This window comes from Spirosoma lacussanchae, assembly GCF_005870035.1.
In the GTDB taxonomy this organism is placed as follows: domain Bacteria; phylum Bacteroidota; class Bacteroidia; order Cytophagales; family Spirosomataceae; genus Spirosoma; species Spirosoma lacussanchae.
This window is the reverse complement of record NZ_SWJG01000010.1, coordinates 37,006-56,407: the sequence shown is the minus strand read 5'-3', so window position 1 is coordinate 56,407 and position 19,402 is coordinate 37,006. Positions and strand designations below refer to the sequence as shown.

Below are 19,402 nucleotides of genomic sequence, written 5' to 3'. Positions count from 1 at the left end.
TTGCCGAAGTAGCTATTGCTCGCTGTATTAACGGGACACGGACCACGCCGACCACGCGGACGGATGGTATAACTACTAAGCCCGAAGCGACGGTTTTTGCATTACAAAATAGCCAGCAGCTCTTTCCAGTGTTTGATGTCGTAGGTTGGCTGGTCGTCGACGATCAGGCCCTGCTGGTTGTAGAATACCGTATCCAGGCCAACGCCTTTGGCCCCCATGATATCGGCCTCGTAATTGTCGCCGATCATCAGACTTTCTGAAACATGGGCGCCAGCGGCCGACAGGGCATACTCGAATACCAGCGGATCGGGTTTTTTAGCGTTGGCGGTTTCGCTGGTAACGACTAGCGTGAAGTAATGGGCAATTTCGGCGCTGTCCATCTTCACGGCCTGGATTTCGGCAAAGCCATTGGTAATGATGTGCATGGTATACCGACCTTTCAGGTACTCGAGAACTTCCCGTGCCGAGTCGAGCAGGTGGGGCTTGCGCGGTAACAGCCGCAGGTACTCGGCGTTCAGGTCGTATTTAACCGCCGATGCATCGATACCCAGCGACTGGTACACCAGCGGAAACCGGTGCTGGCGGATGTAGCCGTGCTCAATCAGATTCCGGTCGTAGTCGGCCCAGAGTTTTTTATTAACCGCAATGAAATGACGGCTAAACTCCTCGGCCGACGAGATACCTACCTCGGCCAGCTGAAAGGTATCGTATAACTCAGTCAGCGACTCGGCCGAGTTGCGGTCAAAATCCCAAAGCGTATGGTCGAGGTCGAAAAAAAGATGGCGATATTTCATAAAAGCAAAAGCAGGCCCAACGAGGAACCAGCTGCGATAGATCGGTTCGGGAGAGGGAGTCTGCCAGGGTTAGAAGTCCAGCTTGAGCCGCTCTACGGGCTGGTCATTGACCAGATGACTCTCTACTATTTCTGCTACGTCGGCCAGTTGCACGTTGCCGTAGTAAGTACCTTCGGGGTAAACAACCAGCGCCGGACCAAAGGCGCAGGCGTCGAGGCAACCCGCCCGCTGCGCCCGGATGTCACGCTGTAGGCCGCGCTGGGTCAACTCCTGCTTAAACGCTTCTACCAGGGCCAGGCCATGTTCGGTACCGCAGCTTTTCTTGGGCGCATCTTTCTGGTTGGTGCAGATGAAGACGTGTTTTTTGAATTTCATGGGTAAATCTTGTTTTGAATGAATGCGTATCTGTACCGCTGCCGGTCAGGTTGTGAACTGCGGCAAAGTTCCGAAACTTTACCTGAAGTTAGGCCCGCTGCCGACGGGTCTTTATTTCTTCGCAACGACCATGGCCCGGCCGGGAACGGTGCGGTACCGGACAACCTTGTGTGGTTTGAGACCGGCTCGCTGCTGCCATTCGCTGATTTCATCGATTGAATAGTTGCCCGCTGTGCTGCTGAGGCCGTAAAAAAGATCGGTGCTGCTGCCGAGCAGTTCGGGCCTGGCACCGGTTTCGGGCCGGATAAACTCGTTGACAATAAAAACCCCACCGGGCCGCAGCGCCCGCGCTACTTTGTCGGCCACCTGCTGATTCTGTTCCGGCGTAAAGTGGTGGGCCAGGCTCGAGAGCAGCACAATGTCGTACTGCGCATCGCCAAAATCGTCGGTGAGGGCGTTGCCGGGCCGATGCCGGACGCGGTCGCCCATGTTTTGTCGGGCCAGCAGGGGAGCGGCCTGGTCAATGGCCTCGGGCAGATCGAGAATAACCGAGCTAAGCCCTGACAGCCGCCGACACAAAGCCGCCGAGTGCTGCCCGTGTGAGCCGCCAATATCGAGCATGGTGCGGGCATGTTTGGGGACGGGTGCCCGACGGCCAAACTCGGGCGCTTCGGTATTGCTGGCGGCAACCATCGCTTCCTGATAATAGCGCCATTGTTCGGGCGTCAGTTTGTCGTGGTAATGAACTCCTTCGCCCGTTTCGAGGTAGGTACCCAGCTGACTCATCCAGTCCCAGACGACCCGGTTGTTGAAAATCATCATGCCGTAAACCGACCTTGGGTCATCTTTGAGCGCAAACCGCCGGGCCATGCTGGTCAGGCTGAACAACCCATCCTGGTAGGTGAAATAGCCCAGGGCCGTCAGCAGGCCCAACAGTTCGCCCAGGGCTTTTTTGTTGAGTCGTAGCTCGGAAGTCAGGCTGTCGAGCGATTTTGGCCCGTTCTTTGTAGCTTCAAATACGCCCTTGTCAGCGGCTTCGAGCACGGCTTTGGCCAGTACCGGCATGATCTGAACGTGCAGAATGGGAACCGCAACCAGGTTAGCGCGCAGGGCAAACCACTCAAGCGGGTTCTCGGGAGAAATGGTAAGTTGCATGTAAGGGTATGCTGTATAAAGATACAACCCAGAAAGCAGGCATACGGCCCGGATTGCCAGCTTATTTTTTTAATGAAAGAAGGAAGCTAGTATATAGGTCGAATATGATTAACCTTGTAAAACCTTTCCATTCATACTTAGTTTACTGGTAGCTACATATGACTGGGAAAGGGGCGATAAGTTGATTATTCGGCCTTTTTGCGAAAAATAACCTCAACAACGTACCCCAATGCTGTCACCTGTCTTACGATCGAAGGAGTTTGCGCTGGTTAGCGAACTGAAGACCGGCAAGACGGAAGCGTTTACCCGTTTGTACGATCAATACGCCCCTGTACTGCTCGGCGTGATCAACCAGATCGTGTGCGATGATCAGAAAGCGGCTGGGCTGCTGATTGAAACGTTTACGGATATCCGTTCCGCTATTGAGACCTACCGCCCCGAAAAGCAGCCGTTCTTTGTCTGGCTCCTGACCCGGGCCCGGCAAACGGCAAACGATGCGGTGGCCACTCAGAAGTCCGCCCCTCAGGCTACTATTCAGTTGTCGGCCAGCGGCTCGGTTGCGGTTACCCAACCTGCTCACTCGTTTGCCAAGTCTGTAGCGGTGGCCCAGAGTCCGGAAGAAAAACAAAAGCAGTTTCTAAACTCAGTACTGTTTGGCAATTGTACCCCCGAAGAAGCCGCCGGGTCGGTGGGCTTGCCCGTTGCCAGTGCCCGCCAGCAGCTTCGGGACGCATTGCTGAAGCTCCGCCGGTGAGCGGCTCTCATCGACGTACTTCTTTATACAACGACGCCCAGGCCTGGTTCAGCGCCTGCTCAATCTGTTGCCAGTCGGTTTCGGTGGCCCCGCCCGCCTGCTGCCCTGCTTCATCACACAGGCGCATGGCTTCGGCCCGCTGCCGGGCATAAAGGCCAAACACGGCAGGCGGCTGGTTATACTGAACGGCGGCCGTCTGCGCGAGCGCGTCGGCCAGATCGGCGTAGGTGTAGCGATCGCGCTGCCGGTGTACGATCCACCAGTTGAGCTCAGAAGCCGCCAGCTGGCCCACGTTGAAACGATCTTCGCTCAGGTTCTGAATCGATTCGTAATAATCGACAAGGATCGGTAATGCCCGCTCGTAATCGGCTTGCGACTGACCTTTCTTGAAGACAAACGCGGCTCGGGTTGCCTGAATGGCCAGCCCCACCGACCGCCAGAAAGGCGCATGAAACTGCTGCTGCAGTCCACCCCTCAGCTGTCCGAACAGTAACACCGGTCGCCTATCGTAGTACGAGCGCCACATGGCCGTTTCGAGTCGGGCTACTTCAGCCGGATCGAAACGGCGGATGCTGTGCTGAACCGGCACGAACACGTCGACTAGTATCCACAGCAGTAACGCCAGCAACGCTCCGCGCCAAATCCATCGGCCGGGTTGGCGGTAACGGGCGGTGGTTTGGGAAACAGGGGTTGTCGGCATAGCGATTCGTTCGTTCACAAAAATACGTCACTATGGCCAGCCATCCGCTGAACCACAGTGACGTATGGGTATATACTCCTGAAACGTTCCGGCCGATTTAGGTCCGCTTTGCTTTAGCCGTAACCGGCTTTTTAGCGGTCGTTGTCGAGGCCGGGCTCTTTTGGGTCATGGTAACGGGGTCCCAGTGTACCACTTTCTGCTCAAAATAGCTTTCGTTGCAGGCCAGCACTGGAGCGGCTGCCCGGAAACCGAAGACCGGATCTTCGATGGTGCCCTGGCTACCTTCGCGAACGTTCTTGAAGAAGTCGGCGAAATGACGGGCGTGGCCGTCTTCGTTCTTGGGCGATTCGAACCGAACCTCCTTAACCGGCTCGGCCGTACGGGTTTCGGGTGGGTACTGAGCATCGTACTTTTTCACGAATTCCTGCTGAACCTCCGGGGTGAAGGTAAAGTAGCTGTCGTAATTGCCGTAGCCGGGTGCAACGGGTAGTTTTTTCTTGGTCAGGATCAGGTTCTCTTCCGAAAATTCGATCTGCCCTTCGTTGCCGATGATGCGGGTTACGTTCTGGATTTTGCCGGCATTGGCGAAGTTAACGCGAAGCACCATCTGAAAGGCCTCGTGGGCGTCGGTTTTGGGGTAGTCCATAACGCTGGTCATAACATCGGGTACGTCGCGCCCGTCTTTCCAGTAGGCCAGGTTACCCGACGAGAAAATGCGGGTTGGGCCGAGCGAGTTGGTTACGAAATGAACGCCCGTAATGAGGTGTACGAACAAATCGCCCGCTACGCCGGTGCCGTAATCTTTGTAGTTGCGCCACCGGAAAAAGCGCTTGGCGTCGAACGGCCGTTTGGGCGCGTCGCCGAGGAAACGGTCCCAGTCGAGGGTTGTCAGCGAGGCATCGGGCGGTACCGAGTAGTTCCAGGCTCCGATGGCGTTGAAACGGTCGTTGTTCGATTCGATGTAGTTGATCTGGCCAATGTCGCCTGCCTGAATCATTCGTTTGGCTTCCTGAAACGACGAACTGCTAATGCGCTGGCTGCCGACCTGCATCGTTTTGCCTGATTTTCGCCAGGCGTCGATCACTGGTTTGCCTTCCTTCATATGCTGCACCATCGGTTTCTCGCAGTACACATGTTTACCCGCTTTCAGGGCGGCAATGGTGATATGGTCGTGCCAGTGGTCGGGGGTAACGACCAGTACGGCATCTACGTCGGGTCGGGCCAGCACCTCCCGGAAGTCGCGGGTGGCGAAGAGTTCTTTATCCTTGCCGAAAGCTGATTTGGCGTGGGCGAGTCGGCCGTCGTACAGATCGGCAACGGCTACCAGTTCTACATCCGGGTTGCGCAAAGCCGCCATGGTGTCATAATTGCCCTGGATACCCATGCCGATGGTTGCAATCCGTATTTTATCGTTCGGGCTGATGCGGGCCAGGTTAGGAATATAGGCGGGGGTTCCAACGTTGCCCAGAACCGTTTGAACTCCCCCCGCAGCGGTCAGGGCCGAAGCCGCTGAAAGGGTTTTAATAAACGTACGACGAGTAGATTGCATAAGCGTGACGGGTTTTATTCCACAGATCTAAAGCCGGCTGTCTGCCAGATTTACCCGACTGTATCTATGCCGTTTGTTTCTCGTCGTTACTTTCTGCGTTCGTCGGCTGTGCTGACCGGGGGGCTGCTGACACCGCCTATTCCGGCGTTTCTGACCGAACAAAAACCGTTACGGCTGGGTGGGCCTGTCTTCCTCAGCAGCGACGATCCGGTCGAACTGGCGCGGGAACACCGCCGGTTACGTTATAGCGCAGCCTACGTTCCGGACGTGAAGCTGACCGATACGGTTCGCATCGACGCCATCCGAAAAGCGTTTGCCGACCAGAACGTGATCATCGCGGAGGTAGGCGCCTGGGTGAATATGCTCGATCAGGACGCGACCCGGCGCGCTAAAAATCTGGCGTATGTGACAGAACGCCTGGCTCTGGCCGAAGCCGTTGGCGCACTGACCTGCGTGAACATTGCGGGTTCGTACAATCCTACCCACTGGGACGGGCCCCATGCGCGGAACATGAGCGTGCAGTTTTTTGAGGAGACCGTAGAGAACTGCCGCCGGATCATCGATGCCGTAAAACCGAAACGCACCAAATTTGCGCTCGAGATGATGGGCTGGAGCCCGCCCGACGGGGCCGACGCGTACCTGAAATTTATCAGGGCCATTGACCGCCCGGCTTTCGGCGCGCATATCGACATAGCCAACATCATCAACTCGCCGGATCGGTACTACAACAACACGGCGCTAATCAACGATACGTTTCGCAAGCTGGGGCGGTGGGTGGTATCGGCCCATGCCAAAGATATAACCGGCAAAGACGGTCATTTTGCCGAAACTATGCCCGGTCGGGGCGGTATGGATTATACAGCCTACCTCCGCAACGTAACCTCGCTGCCGCAGTCGGTTCCGCTCATGCTGGAACACCTGCACACGGCCGACGAATACGACGAAGCCCGGCGCTACGTGATCCGGAAAGCCGACGAAGCCGCCATTCCACTGGCCTGACCACCTACTTCCTGAACACGACCCGCTGCAGGTTGTCGACGGCGTAGCTGCTGACGCCGTTGGCTGGGTCAGCCAGTTTTTTGCCCGATGTCACCTCGAAAATCAGCTCGTTGCCGCGCAGTTCGTAGGTAGCCGTCAGCAGTATACCCTGCACCTCGAACACGTTGTACAGCTTGTTGCCGAATAGGTAGTTGGTCAGCACCGTGCCGCCCCCTTCGTCGGTGATGTAAATACCCCTGGCCGCGTCTTTGGTAACGAGGGGGTAGTCTTTGGTCATCGGCTGTTTCGGCGACAGGTAGTCGGTGCGCCAGGTCAGCACCCCGGGTTTATCGGCTGGTGCAATCGTTAGCCGCACCGGCACACTATCGACCAGCGCCTGCTGCCGGTAGATGTGCATGGTGCCCGCCCAGGTTCCGTGCCACTGGTTGGGTAGCTGCGCCTGAACAGACAGGAGCCGGAAGAATAGGAAACACAGGATCAGCACAGGCCGTAGCCAGTAGGGTGTTTGTAGCATAGGTCGATGAGTCAGTTAAGTGAATGTGACGGATTGGTAGAAACCAACGCCGGATGAATCGCAAAATAGCGCACAGAATTGGTTTGGCTATAGGGTCGCTGAGTGGTTTTCTGACGCCGGACTACCGTTAGCCCGCCCAGTTTTCGCGGTCCAGGCTCCGGTACTGGATAGCTTCGGCGAGGTGCTCGATGCGGATTTCGTCGGTCCCGGCCAGGTCGGCAATCGTGCGCGATACTTTCAGGATACGGTCGTAGGCGCGAGCCGACAAACCGAGCCGTTCCATAGCCGTCTTGAGCAAAGCGCGGCCGGCATCATTGATCTGGCAGACCTCTTTCACCATCTGCGAGGGCATCATGGCGTTGGAGTAGATGCCACCTTGGTCGGCAAACCGGGTCGTCTGGATAGCGCGTGCCCGGATAACCCGTTCCCGAATGGCTTCGCTGGTTTCGGCGGGGCGGTTGGCGGTCATCTGATCGAACGAAACAGGGGTTACCTCAACGTGCAGATCGATCCGGTCGAGCAGAGGACCGCTGATCTTGGCCAGGTACTTCTGCACAACGCCTGGTCCGCAGACGCATTCTTTTTCGGGGTGGTTGTAGTAACCGCAGGGGCAGGGGTTCATGCTGGCAATGAGCATAAATGAGGCCGGAAACTCTACCGCCCATCTGGCTCGCGAAATGCTCACCTTGCGGTCTTCGAGCGGTTGGCGCATCACCTCCAGCGCCGATCGTTTGAACTCGGGTAGCTCATCCAGAAACAGAACCCCGTTATGCGCCAGAGAGATCTCGCCCGGCTGCGGAAAACCGCCCCCGCCCACCAGGGCTGCGTCGCTGATGGTGTGGTGCGGAGCCCGGTAAGGACGGGTTGCAATCAGGGTGGCGCGGGTTCCCAGCTTACCCGCCACCGAATGAATCTTGGTTGTTTCGAGCGCTTCCTGCAGGGTCAGGGGCGGCAGTATACTCGGCAGTCGTTTGGCCAGCATGGTCTTGCCCGCACCCGGTGGACCAATCATGATGACGTTATGACCACCGGCAGCCGCTATCTCCATGGCCCGTTTGATGTTTTCCTGCCCCTGAACGTGGGAGAAATCGACTTCGTACGCATTGATCTGATGCTGAAACAGGTCGCGGGTGTCGGTAACGAGGGGTTCTATATCTTTTTTACCTTCGAAAAATTCGGCCGCATCCTGTAAGGTTTCGACCCCGATGATGTCGAGATTGTTGACAATGGCGGCTTCCTGCGCGTTTTCGGCGGGCAAAACGAACCCTTTGAACCCTTGCTTGCGGGCTTCGATGGCAATAGGCAATACCCCTTTAATGGGTCGAAGTCGGCCATCGAGAGATAGTTCGCCCATGATCACATAGTCGGCCAGGTTGCGCTGGGAATTTAGCTGTTCGGACGATTGCAGCACGCAGAGACCAATGGGCAGGTCGTAGGCCGACCCTTCTTTACGGATGTCGGCCGGCGCCAGGTTGACCACAATTTTCTGCCGCGGCATCCGGTAGCCGAGGTGTTTCAGCGACGCTTCGACCCGCTGTTCGCTTTCCTTGACGGCGCTGTCGGGGAGGCCTACCAGGAAGAAGTGAAGCCCCTGACTAACGGTTACTTCAATGGTAATCAGTGTGGCATTGACGCCATATACGGCCGCGCCGAAGGTTTTGGCTAACATACAGAGTTACGAAATTGACTGCTGGAGAGCGTCAAAACTACGGAACAGAGCGGCAATAAAAAACCAGACATCGGCAATAAGTAGGCGCTTTCTTTGATTGTGTTTCCATGCGTTTAGTGCTTCATGGGCTGGTGTTGCATGAGTTCGTTGATGCGCTGTTCGACCTGACGGGCGGGGACCCGTTCAACCAGGTACTGATGCCCCCGCCCCGACGCATCCCAGCCGTTGGAGCCGTCGGGGTTCAGCGTGAGCCGCCCCGTTTGAACGGTATAGTAGGGCGTGTATCCCTCGGCAGCTACCAGTACGGCGGTCTGGTCCCAGCTCATGCGGCCACCGGCATCATTCTTGTCGAGCGGTATGCTGATGCGAAATACGTCTTTGACGGGGCTGTTCCGGATGCGGCTGTTCTGGATGAGGGGTAAACCGCTGTGGATTTTCTCGCCGATCTCGAAGCCACTCAGCAGCATGGGCGTGGGCCAGTCGGTATAAACGATTTTCGAAGCCGGCGTGTCCATGTGGACGTTGAACTCGCGGCCGGTCGGAAACCGGCCAGCCATGCTGACCAGTTGTTTTACTTTGCGACGAACCAACTCCCGACCCGAAAGCGGTGAGTACTGGTCAGGACCGGAGGTCAGCAGGTTGGCCAGATTGGTCAGGAAACCGACCGAAATAAGGGTTACGCTCTGGTCAGGTTGTCGGGCCAGCAGCTGCCGGTACAGCGCAACGGCGTCGGGTGCGTCGCTGTTCGAGCGGATGGTATGGGGGTAGCGGGCCACGAGCGTATCAGACCAGTGCTGCCGGTCCTGGTCGGTTATGGCTTTGCCTTTAGGAACGCCGATGGGAAGATCGGGCCGACCGAAATACGTGTTGAGCACATCGAGTACCCGGCCAACGTTCGGGTAACTGGTGCTGGCTACGGTGGCCAGGATACGGACCCGCCCGCTGTCGGCGTAGGCGTGGAGCAGGGCTATGGCGCCCACATCGTCGTAGTCTGGACCCATATCTGTATCGAAAATAACCGGGATGGTGGTCGAATGGCGGCTTTTGTTGGCGTTAGACACTGTTTTTGGAACAGATTGTGCCTGAGCATGACCGGCCATCAGCCCCATGAGCAATCCAAACAAAATAGCTAGGTGACATCCGGTCGACGTCATTTCTTTGGTAAAAAAGTTAATAGTCATTTGTCTCCACCAGTTGTTGTATACTACTAAAAGGTACTATTCATACCAATACTCATGATCCATCTCAAAACTCTCGCTATTTCGCCTGACGTACAACTGCGCAACCTGGGCTGGGACTGGATGCTTGGCCAGGATACGTTACCTTACCTGAGTAATGAAGCGGTGATCATTACCCCGGCTCAGGCCGACACCTATTACGAGGCTGCCAATGAGTTGTTCGAGATGTTTGTAGCGGCCGGTCAGCACGTGATCGACGAGAACCGATTTGCCGAACTGGGTATTCCTGAGAACCTGATCGAACTCATCAAACTGTCGTGGGACGATGATCGGCACATCCATCTCTACGGGCGGTTCGACCTCGCCGGTGGCGTGGATGGGCAACCCGTCAAGCTGATTGAGTTCAACGCCGACACTGCCACCTGCCTGCCCGAAACGGCCGTGGTGCAGTATGCTCATCTGAAGGCCAACGGTCTCGACGAGAGTCATCAGTTCAACGCCGTGTTTGAGACGCTGACGGGGCAGTTTGAGGAGCTGCTGGCGCTGAATCCGGATTTACAGCCAACGCTGCTGCTGTCGGCCATGCGGGGGTTTCCGGAAGATGACGCCAACGTAGCGCTCATTGGCGAAGCCGCCCGCGAGGCCGGTTTTGAGCAGGAGTTTGACTTTATCGATGCGGTTGAGTTTTCGGCCGAGGAAGGTATTTTCTGGCAGAATCCCAAAAACGGGGAGTTCGAAAAGCTCGACTTCTGGTTTAAGCTCGTTCCGTGGGAAACCATTGCTGAAGAAGAACCTGAGCTGACGGCGATCCTGACCGAGATTGTCCGGAAACGGCTGGCGGTGGTGCTGAACCCAGCCTACACACTGCTTTTCCAGTCCAAATACATGCTGAAAATCCTCTGGGAGATGTACCCTGACCATCCGCTCCTGCTCCAGACCGACAGCCAGCCCCTGGCCGGGAAAGCCTGCGTTGAAAAAGTGCTGTTTGGCCGCGAAGGCGCCAACGTGCGCGTGCTGAACGCCGATGGCAGCGAGCGGCAGGCAGTAGGGGGCGACTACGGACATTTCCCAAAAATTTATCAGCAATACGTCGAGTTCCCGAAGGATTCGGCGGGTCATACCTACCAGGCTGGCGTCTTCTACGCGGGCGAAGCCTGTGGACTCGGTTTCCGGCGTGGCGAACTCATTCTCGATAACGGCGCCGGTTTTGTAGGCCATGTGGTCGAATAGAAACTAAGTTACAGCACCATGATCTCGATACAACGATGTACGTCTGACGACCCGCGCTTCCAGACGCTGGTGGGCGAGCTGGATGCCGACCTTCGGGTCCGGTACGGAGCCAAACAGAGTGAGTACGATGTGCACAACAAGGGCCTGGCCGACGCCCGGGTGGTCATTGCCATGAACGAAGGTGCCGCAGTTGGGTGCGCCTGTTTCAAACCGCTGGATGCCGAAACCATCGAGATCAAGCGCATGTACGTGCAGCCAGGCATAAGACGGCTTGGCGTAGCGCACCATATCCTGGCCGGGCTGGAACAGTGGGGCCGGGAAGAAGGGTACAGGATGGCTAAACTCCAGACGGCCATCAAACAGCCCGAGGCTATTGCCCTTTATCAGAAAGTTGGCTACCGGCCCACGCCAGCCTACGGTCCTTACGTTGATGATGAAGACAGCGTCTGTATGGAGAAGGGGCTGTGAGCCAGTGTTGCCATCTGACAGATAGAAAAAATAGAGCAGTTATAGGCCATCTGGGCTATTCTGGCTAATGTTGCATTTCGATTCTGTCATATGTGTAGACTGGCTGCGTTTTTCCTGCTCAACGTTATCTGTACCCTCTGCTCGGCCCAGACCATTCGGTTTGCCTTCGTTACCGACACCCACGTAGGAGCTCCGGCCACTGCAGCCGAAGACCTGCAGCGAACGGTCAGCGACATCAACGCCCTCCCAGACCTCGATTTTGTCGTCATCACCGGCGATATAACGGACTTTGGCACCGAACAGGAGCTGAACCAGGTTAAACAGATTCTGGACAAACTGACCCGCAAGTGGTACCTGTTTCCGGGAAATCACGATACGAAGTGGTCAGAGAATGGCTGCAACCGCTTTCGGCAGGTGTTTGGAGCCGAGCGCTTCGTATTCGATTACGGTAAATACCGTTTCATCGGCTGCGGCAGCGGACCCAACATGCGCATGTCGCCGGGACTGGTCTCGCGCGAAGATGTTCTCTGGCTGCGGTCCGAAACCGAAAAGCTGGCTGGCACCGACCGACCCGTTATCTTCATGAACCACTACCCGCTGGACGATGCGCTGGCCAACTGGTACCTGCTGATCGACGATCTGAAAAAAACCAACGTGCAGGCCGCCCTCTGTGGGCATGGACACGCCAACAAGGCCATGGATTTTGAGGGTATACCAGCCACGATGGGCCGCTCGAACCTGCGGGCCAAAGACGCTGTAGGGGGCTATAACCTGGTTACCATACAGAACGATACCATGACGTTTGCCGTCCGCACACCCGCCGTTGGTGAGCAGCCCGGCCAAACGGCGGCCCCCTGGCGAAAAATTGCGCTTCAAAATCACCAGTTCGGGCAAAAAAAGGCCATGGCTCCCCGACCTTCGTACCAGATCAACGAGCAGTACAGTCGGGTTCGGCCGGTCTGGGCCAAACAGGATAGCAGCGACATTGGCGCCGGCATCATTGCCGACAAAGAGATGGCGTTCTACCCGAACACCCGGGGCGAACTGGTTGCCTTATCGCTGACCGACGGTTCGGTGCGCTGGCGGTTCATGACCGGCGGGAAAGTCTATTCGACCCCTGCCCTGCATAAGAATAACATCGTAGTGGCCTCTACAGACGGCACCATCTACTGCCTCGACAAACGAAACGGTAAGGCCATCTGGACGGTCAGAACCGGTAAACCCATCGTCGCATCGCCCCGTATCGATGGCCAAACCGTATACATCGGTAGTTCGGAAGGTAAATTTCGGGCGCTGGCACTCCGGACGGGGGCCGAGCGATGGACGTTCGACGGGGTAGAGGGCTTTGTTGAGTCGGTACCGGTAGTTGACAAAAAGCGGGTATACATAGGCTCGTGGGGGTCAACGTTGTACGCGCTGGACCGGAAATCGGGGCAGCCAGCCTGGACCTGGACCAATAAGAAAGGGCGTAATTTCTCGCCTGCTGCCGGTATTCCGTTACTGACCCGCGGGCGTATTTTCCTGCAAACTCCCGACCGGACCCTTACCGCTCTGGATGCTGAAACCGGACGCGAAGTCTGGAAATCGTCGGAGCATAAAGGCTTTGAATCCAGCGGGTTGTCGGGCGATGGATCGCTGGTGTTTATCAAATGCATGACCGATACGCTCTGGGCTATATCGGCCCGCTCTGAGACGCCTAAACCGGCCTGGTTCGTCAACTGCGGATACGGGTATGAGATCAGCCCTTCGCCGGTTACGGTACGGAACGGCATGGCGTTTATTCCGACCGACGATGGGGTTTTATATGCCGTCGATGAGCGGACGCAACAGCTTGCGTGGGCTCATAAACTCTCCAACGCCATGGTAAACCGGGTGTATCCCCTGAGTCAGTATGAGGTTCTGATGACTACGATGGACGGAAAAGTAACCCGGCTCCGGTATACGCCCTAAGCACAAAATTACCTCCTCTGCTCTCCACAACCACACCCGTTATGCGTTGTGGGAGCAGGAGTTGGCAATTTGTGTCTAGTATGTTATTTTTGAAAACTAAAATAATAATCAGTGTCCATTTTCGTATATACTTGATGGTGTAAGTAAATAAAAATATCTCTAAGTAAATATTTGTATAGTATAATTTCTAATTTTAGCCTTCAATACAGCCTCGCCCCTACAATTTCTACATCAGTGATTAACTGTTCAGCTATTCGTAGACGATTTGCGGATGCATTACCACCGTTCTACTCCATATACCCAGTTAAAACATGTTTTTCAGCCTGCTTTTGACGGGTATATGCCACCTGTAAAGGCGTTTGCAGGCTGTTCGTTCAGGAGTAACCTGCCCCGATATACCTACGTTCTGCTTTTATTGACTGGTTTCCTGGGGTTATTGGGTGGCGGTACGGCTGTGGGTCAGCCAGTTGCCCGGCAGGGCGTGTTGGATTTGAGGCAGACAGATCTTTCGCAGGATGATGTGGCGCTGAGGGGGGAGTGGGTCTGGTACTGGAACCAGCTGCGTTTACCCAATCAGCCTGAGTCGGCACACGAGTTTACCGATTTTCCGAGGCTATGGTCGTCCAGCCAATGGCAGAAACATGACATACCCAGCCAGGGCTTCGCAACCTACAGACTAACCGTTCTGCTGCCGCCGGGCTCGGCGCCGATCATGCTGAAAGTACCCGATCACTACTCAGCTTATCGGCTGTTCGTGAACGGCACAGACGTAGCTCATGATGGCAACCCGGCCACTACGGCTGCTAAAACCGTACCTCACTGGTCCACCCAGCTGGTTCGGATGCCAGCTGCCGATACCCTCCAGCTACTGCTTCAGGTGGCTAATTTTCACCACGCTAAAGGGGGCGCTTCACACGCTATACGGATTGGCGCGGCCACGCAGATGGAAGCCAGTATGGCCACAGACCGGGCCCTGGCGCTGTTTCTGACGGGCTGCGTATTGATGATCGGCTTGTTTTTTCTGGGGCTGTACGGCTTCAGCCGGATGGATCATCCCATGCTTTATTTCGGCTTGTTCTGTCTGGTTTACAGCTACCGTCTGGTCGGTACCAACCTGTACGCGCTGCATACGCTGTTTCCGGGTTTGCCCTGGGCTCTTACGCTCCGGCTCGAATACGCATCGCTGTATCTGGCCATTGGTGTCTTCGTTATTTATACGCAGGTGCTGTATCCAAAAGATACCCACCGGCGCATTACCACACCGATGACCTGGATCTGCTTTCTCTTTGCCGCAACCGTTGTGGTGTTGCCACCGGTTGTATTCACGCGGTTGATGAATCCGTTCCTGGTGCTGATGGTCGCTTATATCGGGTATGCCATGTACGTGTACTGGACGGCCTATCGTCGGCAGCGCCCGGGAGCCGCGTATTCGCTCATGAGTACGGGGCTGCTGCTGTCGGTATTCAGCTTGATTCTGGCGCAGTATTTCGGCGTAGCCACTCCCGTTGTGCTCATATTGTTTGTGGGCTATGTGGGCTTTTTCTTCCTGCAGGCGCTTGTGCTGGCCTATCGGTTCTCGTTCGCCCTGAACGAAGCCCGCTATACGGAAAAGCAGTTCCTGGCCAATATGAGCCATGAAATCCGGACGCCCCTCAACGCTATTCTTGGCTTCTCGGCCATGCTCGAAACGACGCCCCTCAATACGGATCAGCAGGAGTTTTTGGGCTTTATTCGTACGGCGGGCAAAAACCTGCTGACCATCGTTAATGATATCCTCGATATTGCTAAAATTGAAGCAGGCATGTTACCCTTAGAATCGATCCCGTTTAGTATTAATTCGCTGACGGACTCGATCCGAACCATGCTCCAGCCCGTGGCTTCGGAAAAGAATTTGCAGCTTACGGTCGATGTTGATCCTTCCTTACCGGCCATCGTGCTGGGCGACCCGACCCGACTTACCCAAATTCTGCTGAACCTGCTCAGTAATGCCATCAAATTCACCAAACAGGGGGGCGTAACCGCCCGAATCGAAAAACTGGACGAAACGGCTGATCTGGTTCGGGTGCGGTTTGTAGTGCAGGATACGGGTATTGGCATAGATGCCGATGTACTGCCCTATATTTTTGAACGATTCCGGCAGGCCAGCGATTTTACGACCCGCTATTACGGCGGTACCGGGCTGGGACTCAACATTGTCAAGTCGCTGACCGAGATGCAGGGCGGCTGGGTAACCGTAACGAGCCGGCTGGGCGAAGGGTCGTGTTTCACGCTGGAGATACCGTACAAGATAGCGCCGAGTCAGGTCGAAACAGCAGCCGATCTGCTGGTAGCTCCATCCGGGCTCATCGGCCAGAACGTGCGTATACTGGTGGTTGAAGACAACATGATGAACCAGAAGCTGGCTCTGCAGGTCCTCAAGCGGCTGGGCTATACGGCCCAGGTGGCCGAAAATGGGCAGCAAGCGCTGGACAAACTACAGGAAGAGCCGTTTGATTTGGTGCTGATGGATATTCAGATGCCCGTTATGGATGGTTACACTACTACCCGCCACATTCGGAACACCCTGCAAAACTCGGTCCCGATCATCGCCATGACGGCCCATGCGCTGGCCAGCGAACGAGAGCAGTGTATCCAGGCGGGTATGAATGATTTTCTACCCAAACCGTTTCAGGTCGAGGAGCTGCAGCGTGTTATGCGGAAATACACCCCAATGGCCCGTCCTGAAGCCGTAACTAATCCGCTGCCTGTTCAACCAGCCCCCGCTCCGCCCCAGCCTGTAGCCACCTCGGCCTTTACGCTGGAACCGCTGCTGAACGCGGTAGATAACGATCCGGGGTTTGCGGCTGAGATTCTGGACCTGTTTCTCGAGCAGACACCGGCTGAACTGGAGCAGATCCGGCAGGCTCTGACCATGCAGGATACAAAAACAATTGGCCGGTTGATTCATACGCAGAAGGTGCCCATCCGGACATTTGGCCTGACGTACATGAGCCCGCTAATTGCCACCCTGGAAGAGCAGATTGCCGCCGGTACCGAAGCGGCCGACGTTGCGCCACTGGTCAGGCAGTATATACAGGCTATCGAAACCGAGCTGCCCGTTATGCGGCAGGCCCTGGAAACGACCCTGAGGGGTACCACGGCCGATTAAGTATAACTATACCGGCTTTGTCGTTTATTGCGGCATGAATTCCTTATCTCTGTATCTACAGGCCTTTTTGTACATCGCAGCCGGGCTGAATCATTTCATAAATCCCAGACCCTATCTGGCCATGATGCCGCCCTACGTACCCGCCCATAGCCAGATGGTGATCTGGAGCGGGGTAGCCGAAGTGGTGCTGGGTCTTGGCCTGTTGCTGCCCGCCACCCGCACCTGGGCCGCCTGGGGGCTTATTCTGTTACTGATAGCTGTATTTCCGGCCAATGTGTTCATGGCAACCAGCAGCCGGTTTCAGAAACTGCCGGCCTGGCTGCGCTGGGGGCGGCTGCCGCTGCAGGCTCTGCTCATCTGGTGGGCCTACCGATACACTTAGCTCAACGTCAGCGTAATTACTTTTTCAGCCAGATCGCGGGCACCGGTGCCGGGGGTTACCGACTGCTCTTTCACCTTGCCCCGACCTTCTACCACAACCCGAAACCCGCGGTTTTCGAGCAGAAAGAGCGCATCGCGCAGGGTTAACCCGCGCACGTCGGGTACCTGATCGGATCGGGTCGGTCGCGATTGCCAGCGGCCCGTGGCCGACTTTTCGACCCAGCCCTCGGTGCTGGGCTCGTTCTGGGTGTTCAGGGCCGTACTAATGGTATGAAGGTCGTCCGAATAACCCGCCAGCATACCGGTGGTAGTGCTGCTGGGGCGGGTGCTGGCCCGGATGGGCGCATGCATACGTATATCATAGGCAACAATCCGGTCGGCTACCTGCTTGAATACCGGAGCCGCTACCGAGCCTGCGTACAGGAGATCGATGTTGTTGCCCTGCGGGCTATCGACCACCGTAATCATGCTGTACTTTGGCTTGTCGGCCGGGAAGTAGCCGATGAACGAGGTGTAGTATTTGCCAACCTGATATTTACCGTCGATGATTTTCTGAGCTGTACCGGTCTTGCCGGCAATGGCGTAGTGCGGATTGTTGATGTGCTTGGCCGTTCCGTGCGCTACCACCCCGCGCAGCAGCTCCTGTGCCTTGCGGGCGGTTTCTACCGAGCAGATGGGCTCGGATGCTACGTAGGGCACGTTGTCCTGGATGAGTTCATTGGCGAGCCTGATTTGCCGAACAATAGTGGGTCGTACCCAGCGGCCTCCGTTGGCCACGGCGTTGTAGAACGCCAGCATCTGAAGCGGGGTAATCTGCATCTCGTAGCCGTACGACATGGAGGTGAGCGAGACCTTGCTCCAGCCTTTCATATCCGGATTTCGAACTACGGGTATAGCTTCGCCTTTCATGTGGATGCCGGTTGGCTGCGTCAGATGAAACCGGCGCAGGTACTGACAATACAGGTCCGGGCGGCTGTAGAAATAGGTGCGCATGAGCATGTGCGTACCAACATTCGACGATTTTTCGAAGACCTGCCGGGCCGTAATGGTACCGGCTCCGCCCCGCTTGGCATCGCGGATATGTAGCCCTTTGTAGATCGTTGAGCCTCCGCCCGTGGCAACTGGCTGCTCGAGTGAAATGGCTTTTTCTTCCATTAGGGCCATCATGGTTGCCAGCTTGAAGGTAGAGCCAGGGTCCGTACGGCCGGCCAGCGCGTGGTTGAAGTTTTCGGTGTAGCCGGTGCGGGTTTTGCTCAGGTTCGCCATGGCCCGGATTTCGCCGGTAGCTACCTCCATCACGATCACACAGCCTTTGGCCGCGTTGTATTTTTCCAGCGCCGATCGCAGCGCCGACTCGGCCATGTCCTGGTAGTTAATATCAATGGTCGTATATAGATCCATACCCGGCTCGGGGCGCATATCGGGTCCATCTTCAACCGGTTTACGAACCCCGCCCGACAGCACTTCGACCAGACCGACGGCATTTTTACCCGCTAGTTCTGGCTGAAACGACGCTTCGAGGCCAATCAACCCCCGGCCGGTTTTGGCGTCGAGGTTGCCGATGGTCCGTTCGGCCATCGATCCGAATGGGTGATAACGTTCGTAGTAGGGCCGTAGCACACCACCCCGGGCTGCTACCTTGGGCGATGATCTGAAAAAGGGCCATTTAAGCATCATCTGCCGCTCCTGAAACGTGACCCGACGTCGGTTCAGGAGTACATACCGGCGTTTGCGGGCGCGAGCGTCACGTACCAGATCCGCATAGTCCCGTGCCGAACGGTCTTTGTAGATACGCGACAGCAGCAACCCCAGGGAGTCAACTTTTTTGGCAAAATACTCGGGTTTGGCCTGGGTGGGGTCGAGTCCGACTACGTAGGTAGGCAGGGAGGTAGCCAGCAGGCTGCCGTCGGCTGCGTAGATATTGCCGCGCATGGCCGGAATCGTGTCGCGCCGGATCAGTGTGGCGGCTACCCGTTCGCGCCAGAATTTGCCCTTGAACGTCTGGAAATACTGGACGTACACCAGCCGCATAATAACGCACATGGCCAGAAAGATAACCACGTAATAAACGTGATTGGCCCGCGCAATGATGTCCTGCTTAATGTTCATCGATCTTGACAACGAGTTTATGGGGTGGTGTCAGACTGCTGTCGGTAAGGCCCAGGGCCGCAACCCGCTTGCTTAGTTCAGATTGCTTGCCGCTGAGGTTATAATCGGCCTGTAGTACGGTAGCCTGGGAACGAAGCTCATCAACCTGCGTTTTGGTCCGCTGAATCCGCCGGACCAGTCGTTCGGCATTGTGATTCAGGCCGATATAGATAATCAGCAGAAAGGTAACCCACAAAATACGGTCGATATGCCGAATCGGCCAGGCGTTATCTTCGCCAAAGAGCCGGTCGAGTCCAATAAAATCGTTGAGCCACGACGCCAGCCTGATCTGCCGCCGTTGCTTTTTCTGTTTGGCAACCCGTTCGGGCTGTTTGAACGTGTTCTTTGCCATGAAGTGGGTAGAGTCTTGACGCAATACGACAAAGTAAC

At 56.2% G+C, this 19,402-nt stretch carries 17 protein-coding genes; 7 read left to right on the top strand and 10 right to left on the bottom strand.

Annotation, left to right across the window (positions count from 1 at the left end):
- Window positions 1–101 precede the first annotated feature (101 nt).
- From FBR45_RS23345 to FBR45_RS23335, 3 genes are all read right to left on the bottom strand, one after another.
- Window positions 102–794: a YjjG family noncanonical pyrimidine nucleotidase gene (locus FBR45_RS23345; RefSeq protein WP_138506868.1), complete on the bottom strand. Its 693-nt coding sequence runs from the start codon at window positions 792–794 to the stop codon at window positions 102–104.
- Between the two features lie 69 nt (window positions 795–863).
- A complete protein-coding gene (locus FBR45_RS23340) occupies window positions 864–1,169 on the bottom strand; it encodes a (2Fe-2S) ferredoxin domain-containing protein (RefSeq protein WP_138506867.1) in 306 nt (101 codons plus the stop codon).
- Between the two features lie 111 nt (window positions 1,170–1,280).
- Window positions 1,281–2,324: a class I SAM-dependent methyltransferase gene (locus tag FBR45_RS23335; RefSeq protein ID WP_138506865.1), complete on the bottom strand. Its 1,044-nt coding sequence runs from the start codon at window positions 2,322–2,324 to the stop codon at window positions 1,281–1,283.
- A gap of 229 nt (window positions 2,325–2,553) precedes the next feature.
- Here FBR45_RS23335 and FBR45_RS23330 point away from each other — a divergent pair, with 229 nt between their 5' ends.
- A complete protein-coding gene (locus FBR45_RS23330) occupies window positions 2,554–3,078 on the top strand; it encodes an RNA polymerase sigma factor (protein ID WP_138506863.1) in 525 nt (174 codons plus the stop codon).
- A 7-nt stretch (window positions 3,079–3,085) separates the two neighbouring features.
- Here FBR45_RS23330 and FBR45_RS23325 read toward each other — a convergent pair whose 3' ends face one another.
- A complete protein-coding gene (locus tag FBR45_RS23325) occupies window positions 3,086–3,778 on the bottom strand; it encodes a hypothetical protein (RefSeq protein ID WP_138506861.1) in 693 nt (230 codons plus the stop codon).
- Window positions 3,779–3,875: 97 nt separating this feature from the next.
- Window positions 3,876–5,327, bottom strand: a complete 1,452-nt coding sequence (locus tag FBR45_RS23320; RefSeq protein WP_138506859.1) for a Gfo/Idh/MocA family protein — start codon at window positions 5,325–5,327, stop codon at window positions 3,876–3,878.
- Window positions 5,328–5,393: 66 nt separating this feature from the next.
- Between FBR45_RS23320 and FBR45_RS23315 the strand changes: the two genes are divergently transcribed.
- Window positions 5,394–6,326 (top strand): sugar phosphate isomerase/epimerase family protein, encoded by a 933-nt coding sequence (locus FBR45_RS23315; RefSeq protein ID WP_138506857.1) that lies wholly within the window; start codon window positions 5,394–5,396, stop codon window positions 6,324–6,326.
- Between the two features lie 4 nt (window positions 6,327–6,330).
- On the opposite strand, the gene FBR45_RS23310 is transcribed toward FBR45_RS23315, so the two are convergent.
- From FBR45_RS23310 to FBR45_RS23300, 3 genes are all read right to left on the bottom strand, one after another.
- Window positions 6,331–6,840, bottom strand: a complete 510-nt coding sequence (locus FBR45_RS23310; protein WP_212748650.1) for a hypothetical protein — start codon at window positions 6,838–6,840, stop codon at window positions 6,331–6,333.
- Between the two features lie 127 nt (window positions 6,841–6,967).
- Entirely contained in the window at window positions 6,968–8,509 is a 1,542-nt protein-coding gene (locus tag FBR45_RS23305; protein WP_138506855.1) for a YifB family Mg chelatase-like AAA ATPase, read from the bottom strand.
- 113 nt (window positions 8,510–8,622) lie between these two features.
- Window positions 8,623–9,690: a nucleoside hydrolase gene (locus FBR45_RS23300; RefSeq protein WP_246082356.1), complete on the bottom strand. Its 1,068-nt coding sequence runs from the start codon at window positions 9,688–9,690 to the stop codon at window positions 8,623–8,625.
- A 54-nt stretch (window positions 9,691–9,744) separates the two neighbouring features.
- Here FBR45_RS23300 and FBR45_RS23295 point away from each other — a divergent pair, with 54 nt between their 5' ends.
- The 5 genes from FBR45_RS23295 to FBR45_RS23275 all read left to right on the top strand — a co-directional run bounded on the left by FBR45_RS23295 (window position 9,745) and on the right by FBR45_RS23275 (window position 16,865).
- Window positions 9,745–10,917 (top strand): glutathionylspermidine synthase family protein, encoded by a 1,173-nt coding sequence (locus tag FBR45_RS23295; protein WP_138506853.1) that lies wholly within the window; start codon window positions 9,745–9,747, stop codon window positions 10,915–10,917.
- 18 nt (window positions 10,918–10,935) lie between these two features.
- Window positions 10,936–11,385, top strand: coding sequence for a GNAT family N-acetyltransferase (locus FBR45_RS23290; RefSeq protein ID WP_138506851.1), 450 nt, complete (start codon window positions 10,936–10,938; stop codon window positions 11,383–11,385).
- 90 nt (window positions 11,386–11,475) lie between these two features.
- Window positions 11,476–13,335 (top strand): outer membrane protein assembly factor BamB family protein, encoded by a 1,860-nt coding sequence (locus FBR45_RS23285; RefSeq protein ID WP_138506849.1) that lies wholly within the window; start codon window positions 11,476–11,478, stop codon window positions 13,333–13,335.
- 340 nt (window positions 13,336–13,675) lie between these two features.
- The gene (locus FBR45_RS23280; protein ID WP_171044951.1) at window positions 13,676–16,483 is read left to right on the top strand and encodes a response regulator; all 2,808 of its coding nucleotides are present in this window, start codon (window positions 13,676–13,678) and stop codon (window positions 16,481–16,483) included.
- Window positions 16,484–16,517: 34 nt separating this feature from the next.
- Window positions 16,518–16,865, top strand: a complete 348-nt coding sequence (locus FBR45_RS23275; RefSeq protein WP_138506845.1) for a DoxX family protein — start codon at window positions 16,518–16,520, stop codon at window positions 16,863–16,865.
- Here FBR45_RS23275 and FBR45_RS23270 read toward each other — a convergent pair.
- Window positions 16,862–18,973, bottom strand: coding sequence for a penicillin-binding protein (locus FBR45_RS23270; protein ID WP_138506844.1), 2,112 nt, complete (start codon window positions 18,971–18,973; stop codon window positions 16,862–16,864). The genes FBR45_RS23275 and FBR45_RS23270 overlap by 4 nt on opposite strands.
- Window positions 18,963–19,364, bottom strand: a complete 402-nt coding sequence (locus tag FBR45_RS23265; RefSeq protein WP_077922533.1) for an FtsL-like putative cell division protein — start codon at window positions 19,362–19,364, stop codon at window positions 18,963–18,965. The genes FBR45_RS23270 and FBR45_RS23265 overlap by 11 nt, the downstream gene beginning before the upstream one ends.
- Between the last annotated feature and the right edge of the window lie 38 nt (window positions 19,365–19,402).

Bases quoted from the DNA above. Each gene is read 5' to 3' on its own strand.
- FBR45_RS23295 (WP_138506853.1), top strand. From the start codon at position 9,745: ATGATCCATCTCAAAACTCTCGCTATTTCGCCTGACGTACAACTGCGC.
- FBR45_RS23335 (WP_138506865.1), bottom strand. From the start codon at position 2,324: ATGCAACTTACCATTTCTCCCGAGAACCCGCTTGAGTGGTTTGCCCTG.
- FBR45_RS23325 (WP_138506861.1), bottom strand. From the start codon at position 3,778: ATGCCGACAACCCCTGTTTCCCAAACCACCGCCCGTTACCGCCAACCC.
- FBR45_RS23315 (WP_138506857.1), top strand. From the start codon at position 5,394: ATGCCGTTTGTTTCTCGTCGTTACTTTCTGCGTTCGTCGGCTGTGCTG.
- FBR45_RS23290 (WP_138506851.1), top strand. From the start codon at position 10,936: ATGATCTCGATACAACGATGTACGTCTGACGACCCGCGCTTCCAGACG.
- FBR45_RS23285 (WP_138506849.1), top strand. From the start codon at position 11,476: ATGTGTAGACTGGCTGCGTTTTTCCTGCTCAACGTTATCTGTACCCTC.
- FBR45_RS23305 (WP_138506855.1), bottom strand. From the start codon at position 8,509: ATGTTAGCCAAAACCTTCGGCGCGGCCGTATATGGCGTCAATGCCACA.
- FBR45_RS23265 (WP_077922533.1), bottom strand. From the start codon at position 19,364: ATGGCAAAGAACACGTTCAAACAGCCCGAACGGGTTGCCAAACAGAAA.
- FBR45_RS23340 (WP_138506867.1), bottom strand. From the start codon at position 1,169: ATGAAATTCAAAAAACACGTCTTCATCTGCACCAACCAGAAAGATGCG.
- FBR45_RS23345 (WP_138506868.1), bottom strand. From the start codon at position 794: ATGAAATATCGCCATCTTTTTTTCGACCTCGACCATACGCTTTGGGAT.
- FBR45_RS23310 (WP_212748650.1), bottom strand. From the start codon at position 6,840: ATGCTACAAACACCCTACTGGCTACGGCCTGTGCTGATCCTGTGTTTC.
- FBR45_RS23330 (WP_138506863.1), top strand. From the start codon at position 2,554: ATGCTGTCACCTGTCTTACGATCGAAGGAGTTTGCGCTGGTTAGCGAA.
- FBR45_RS23270 (WP_138506844.1), bottom strand. From the start codon at position 18,973: ATGAACATTAAGCAGGACATCATTGCGCGGGCCAATCACGTTTATTAC.
- FBR45_RS23300 (WP_246082356.1), bottom strand. From the start codon at position 9,690: ATGACTATTAACTTTTTTACCAAAGAAATGACGTCGACCGGATGTCAC.
- FBR45_RS23275 (WP_138506845.1), top strand. From the start codon at position 16,518: ATGAATTCCTTATCTCTGTATCTACAGGCCTTTTTGTACATCGCAGCC.
- FBR45_RS23320 (WP_138506859.1), bottom strand. From the start codon at position 5,327: ATGCAATCTACTCGTCGTACGTTTATTAAAACCCTTTCAGCGGCTTCG.
- FBR45_RS23280 (WP_171044951.1), top strand. From the start codon at position 13,676: ATGCCACCTGTAAAGGCGTTTGCAGGCTGTTCGTTCAGGAGTAACCTG.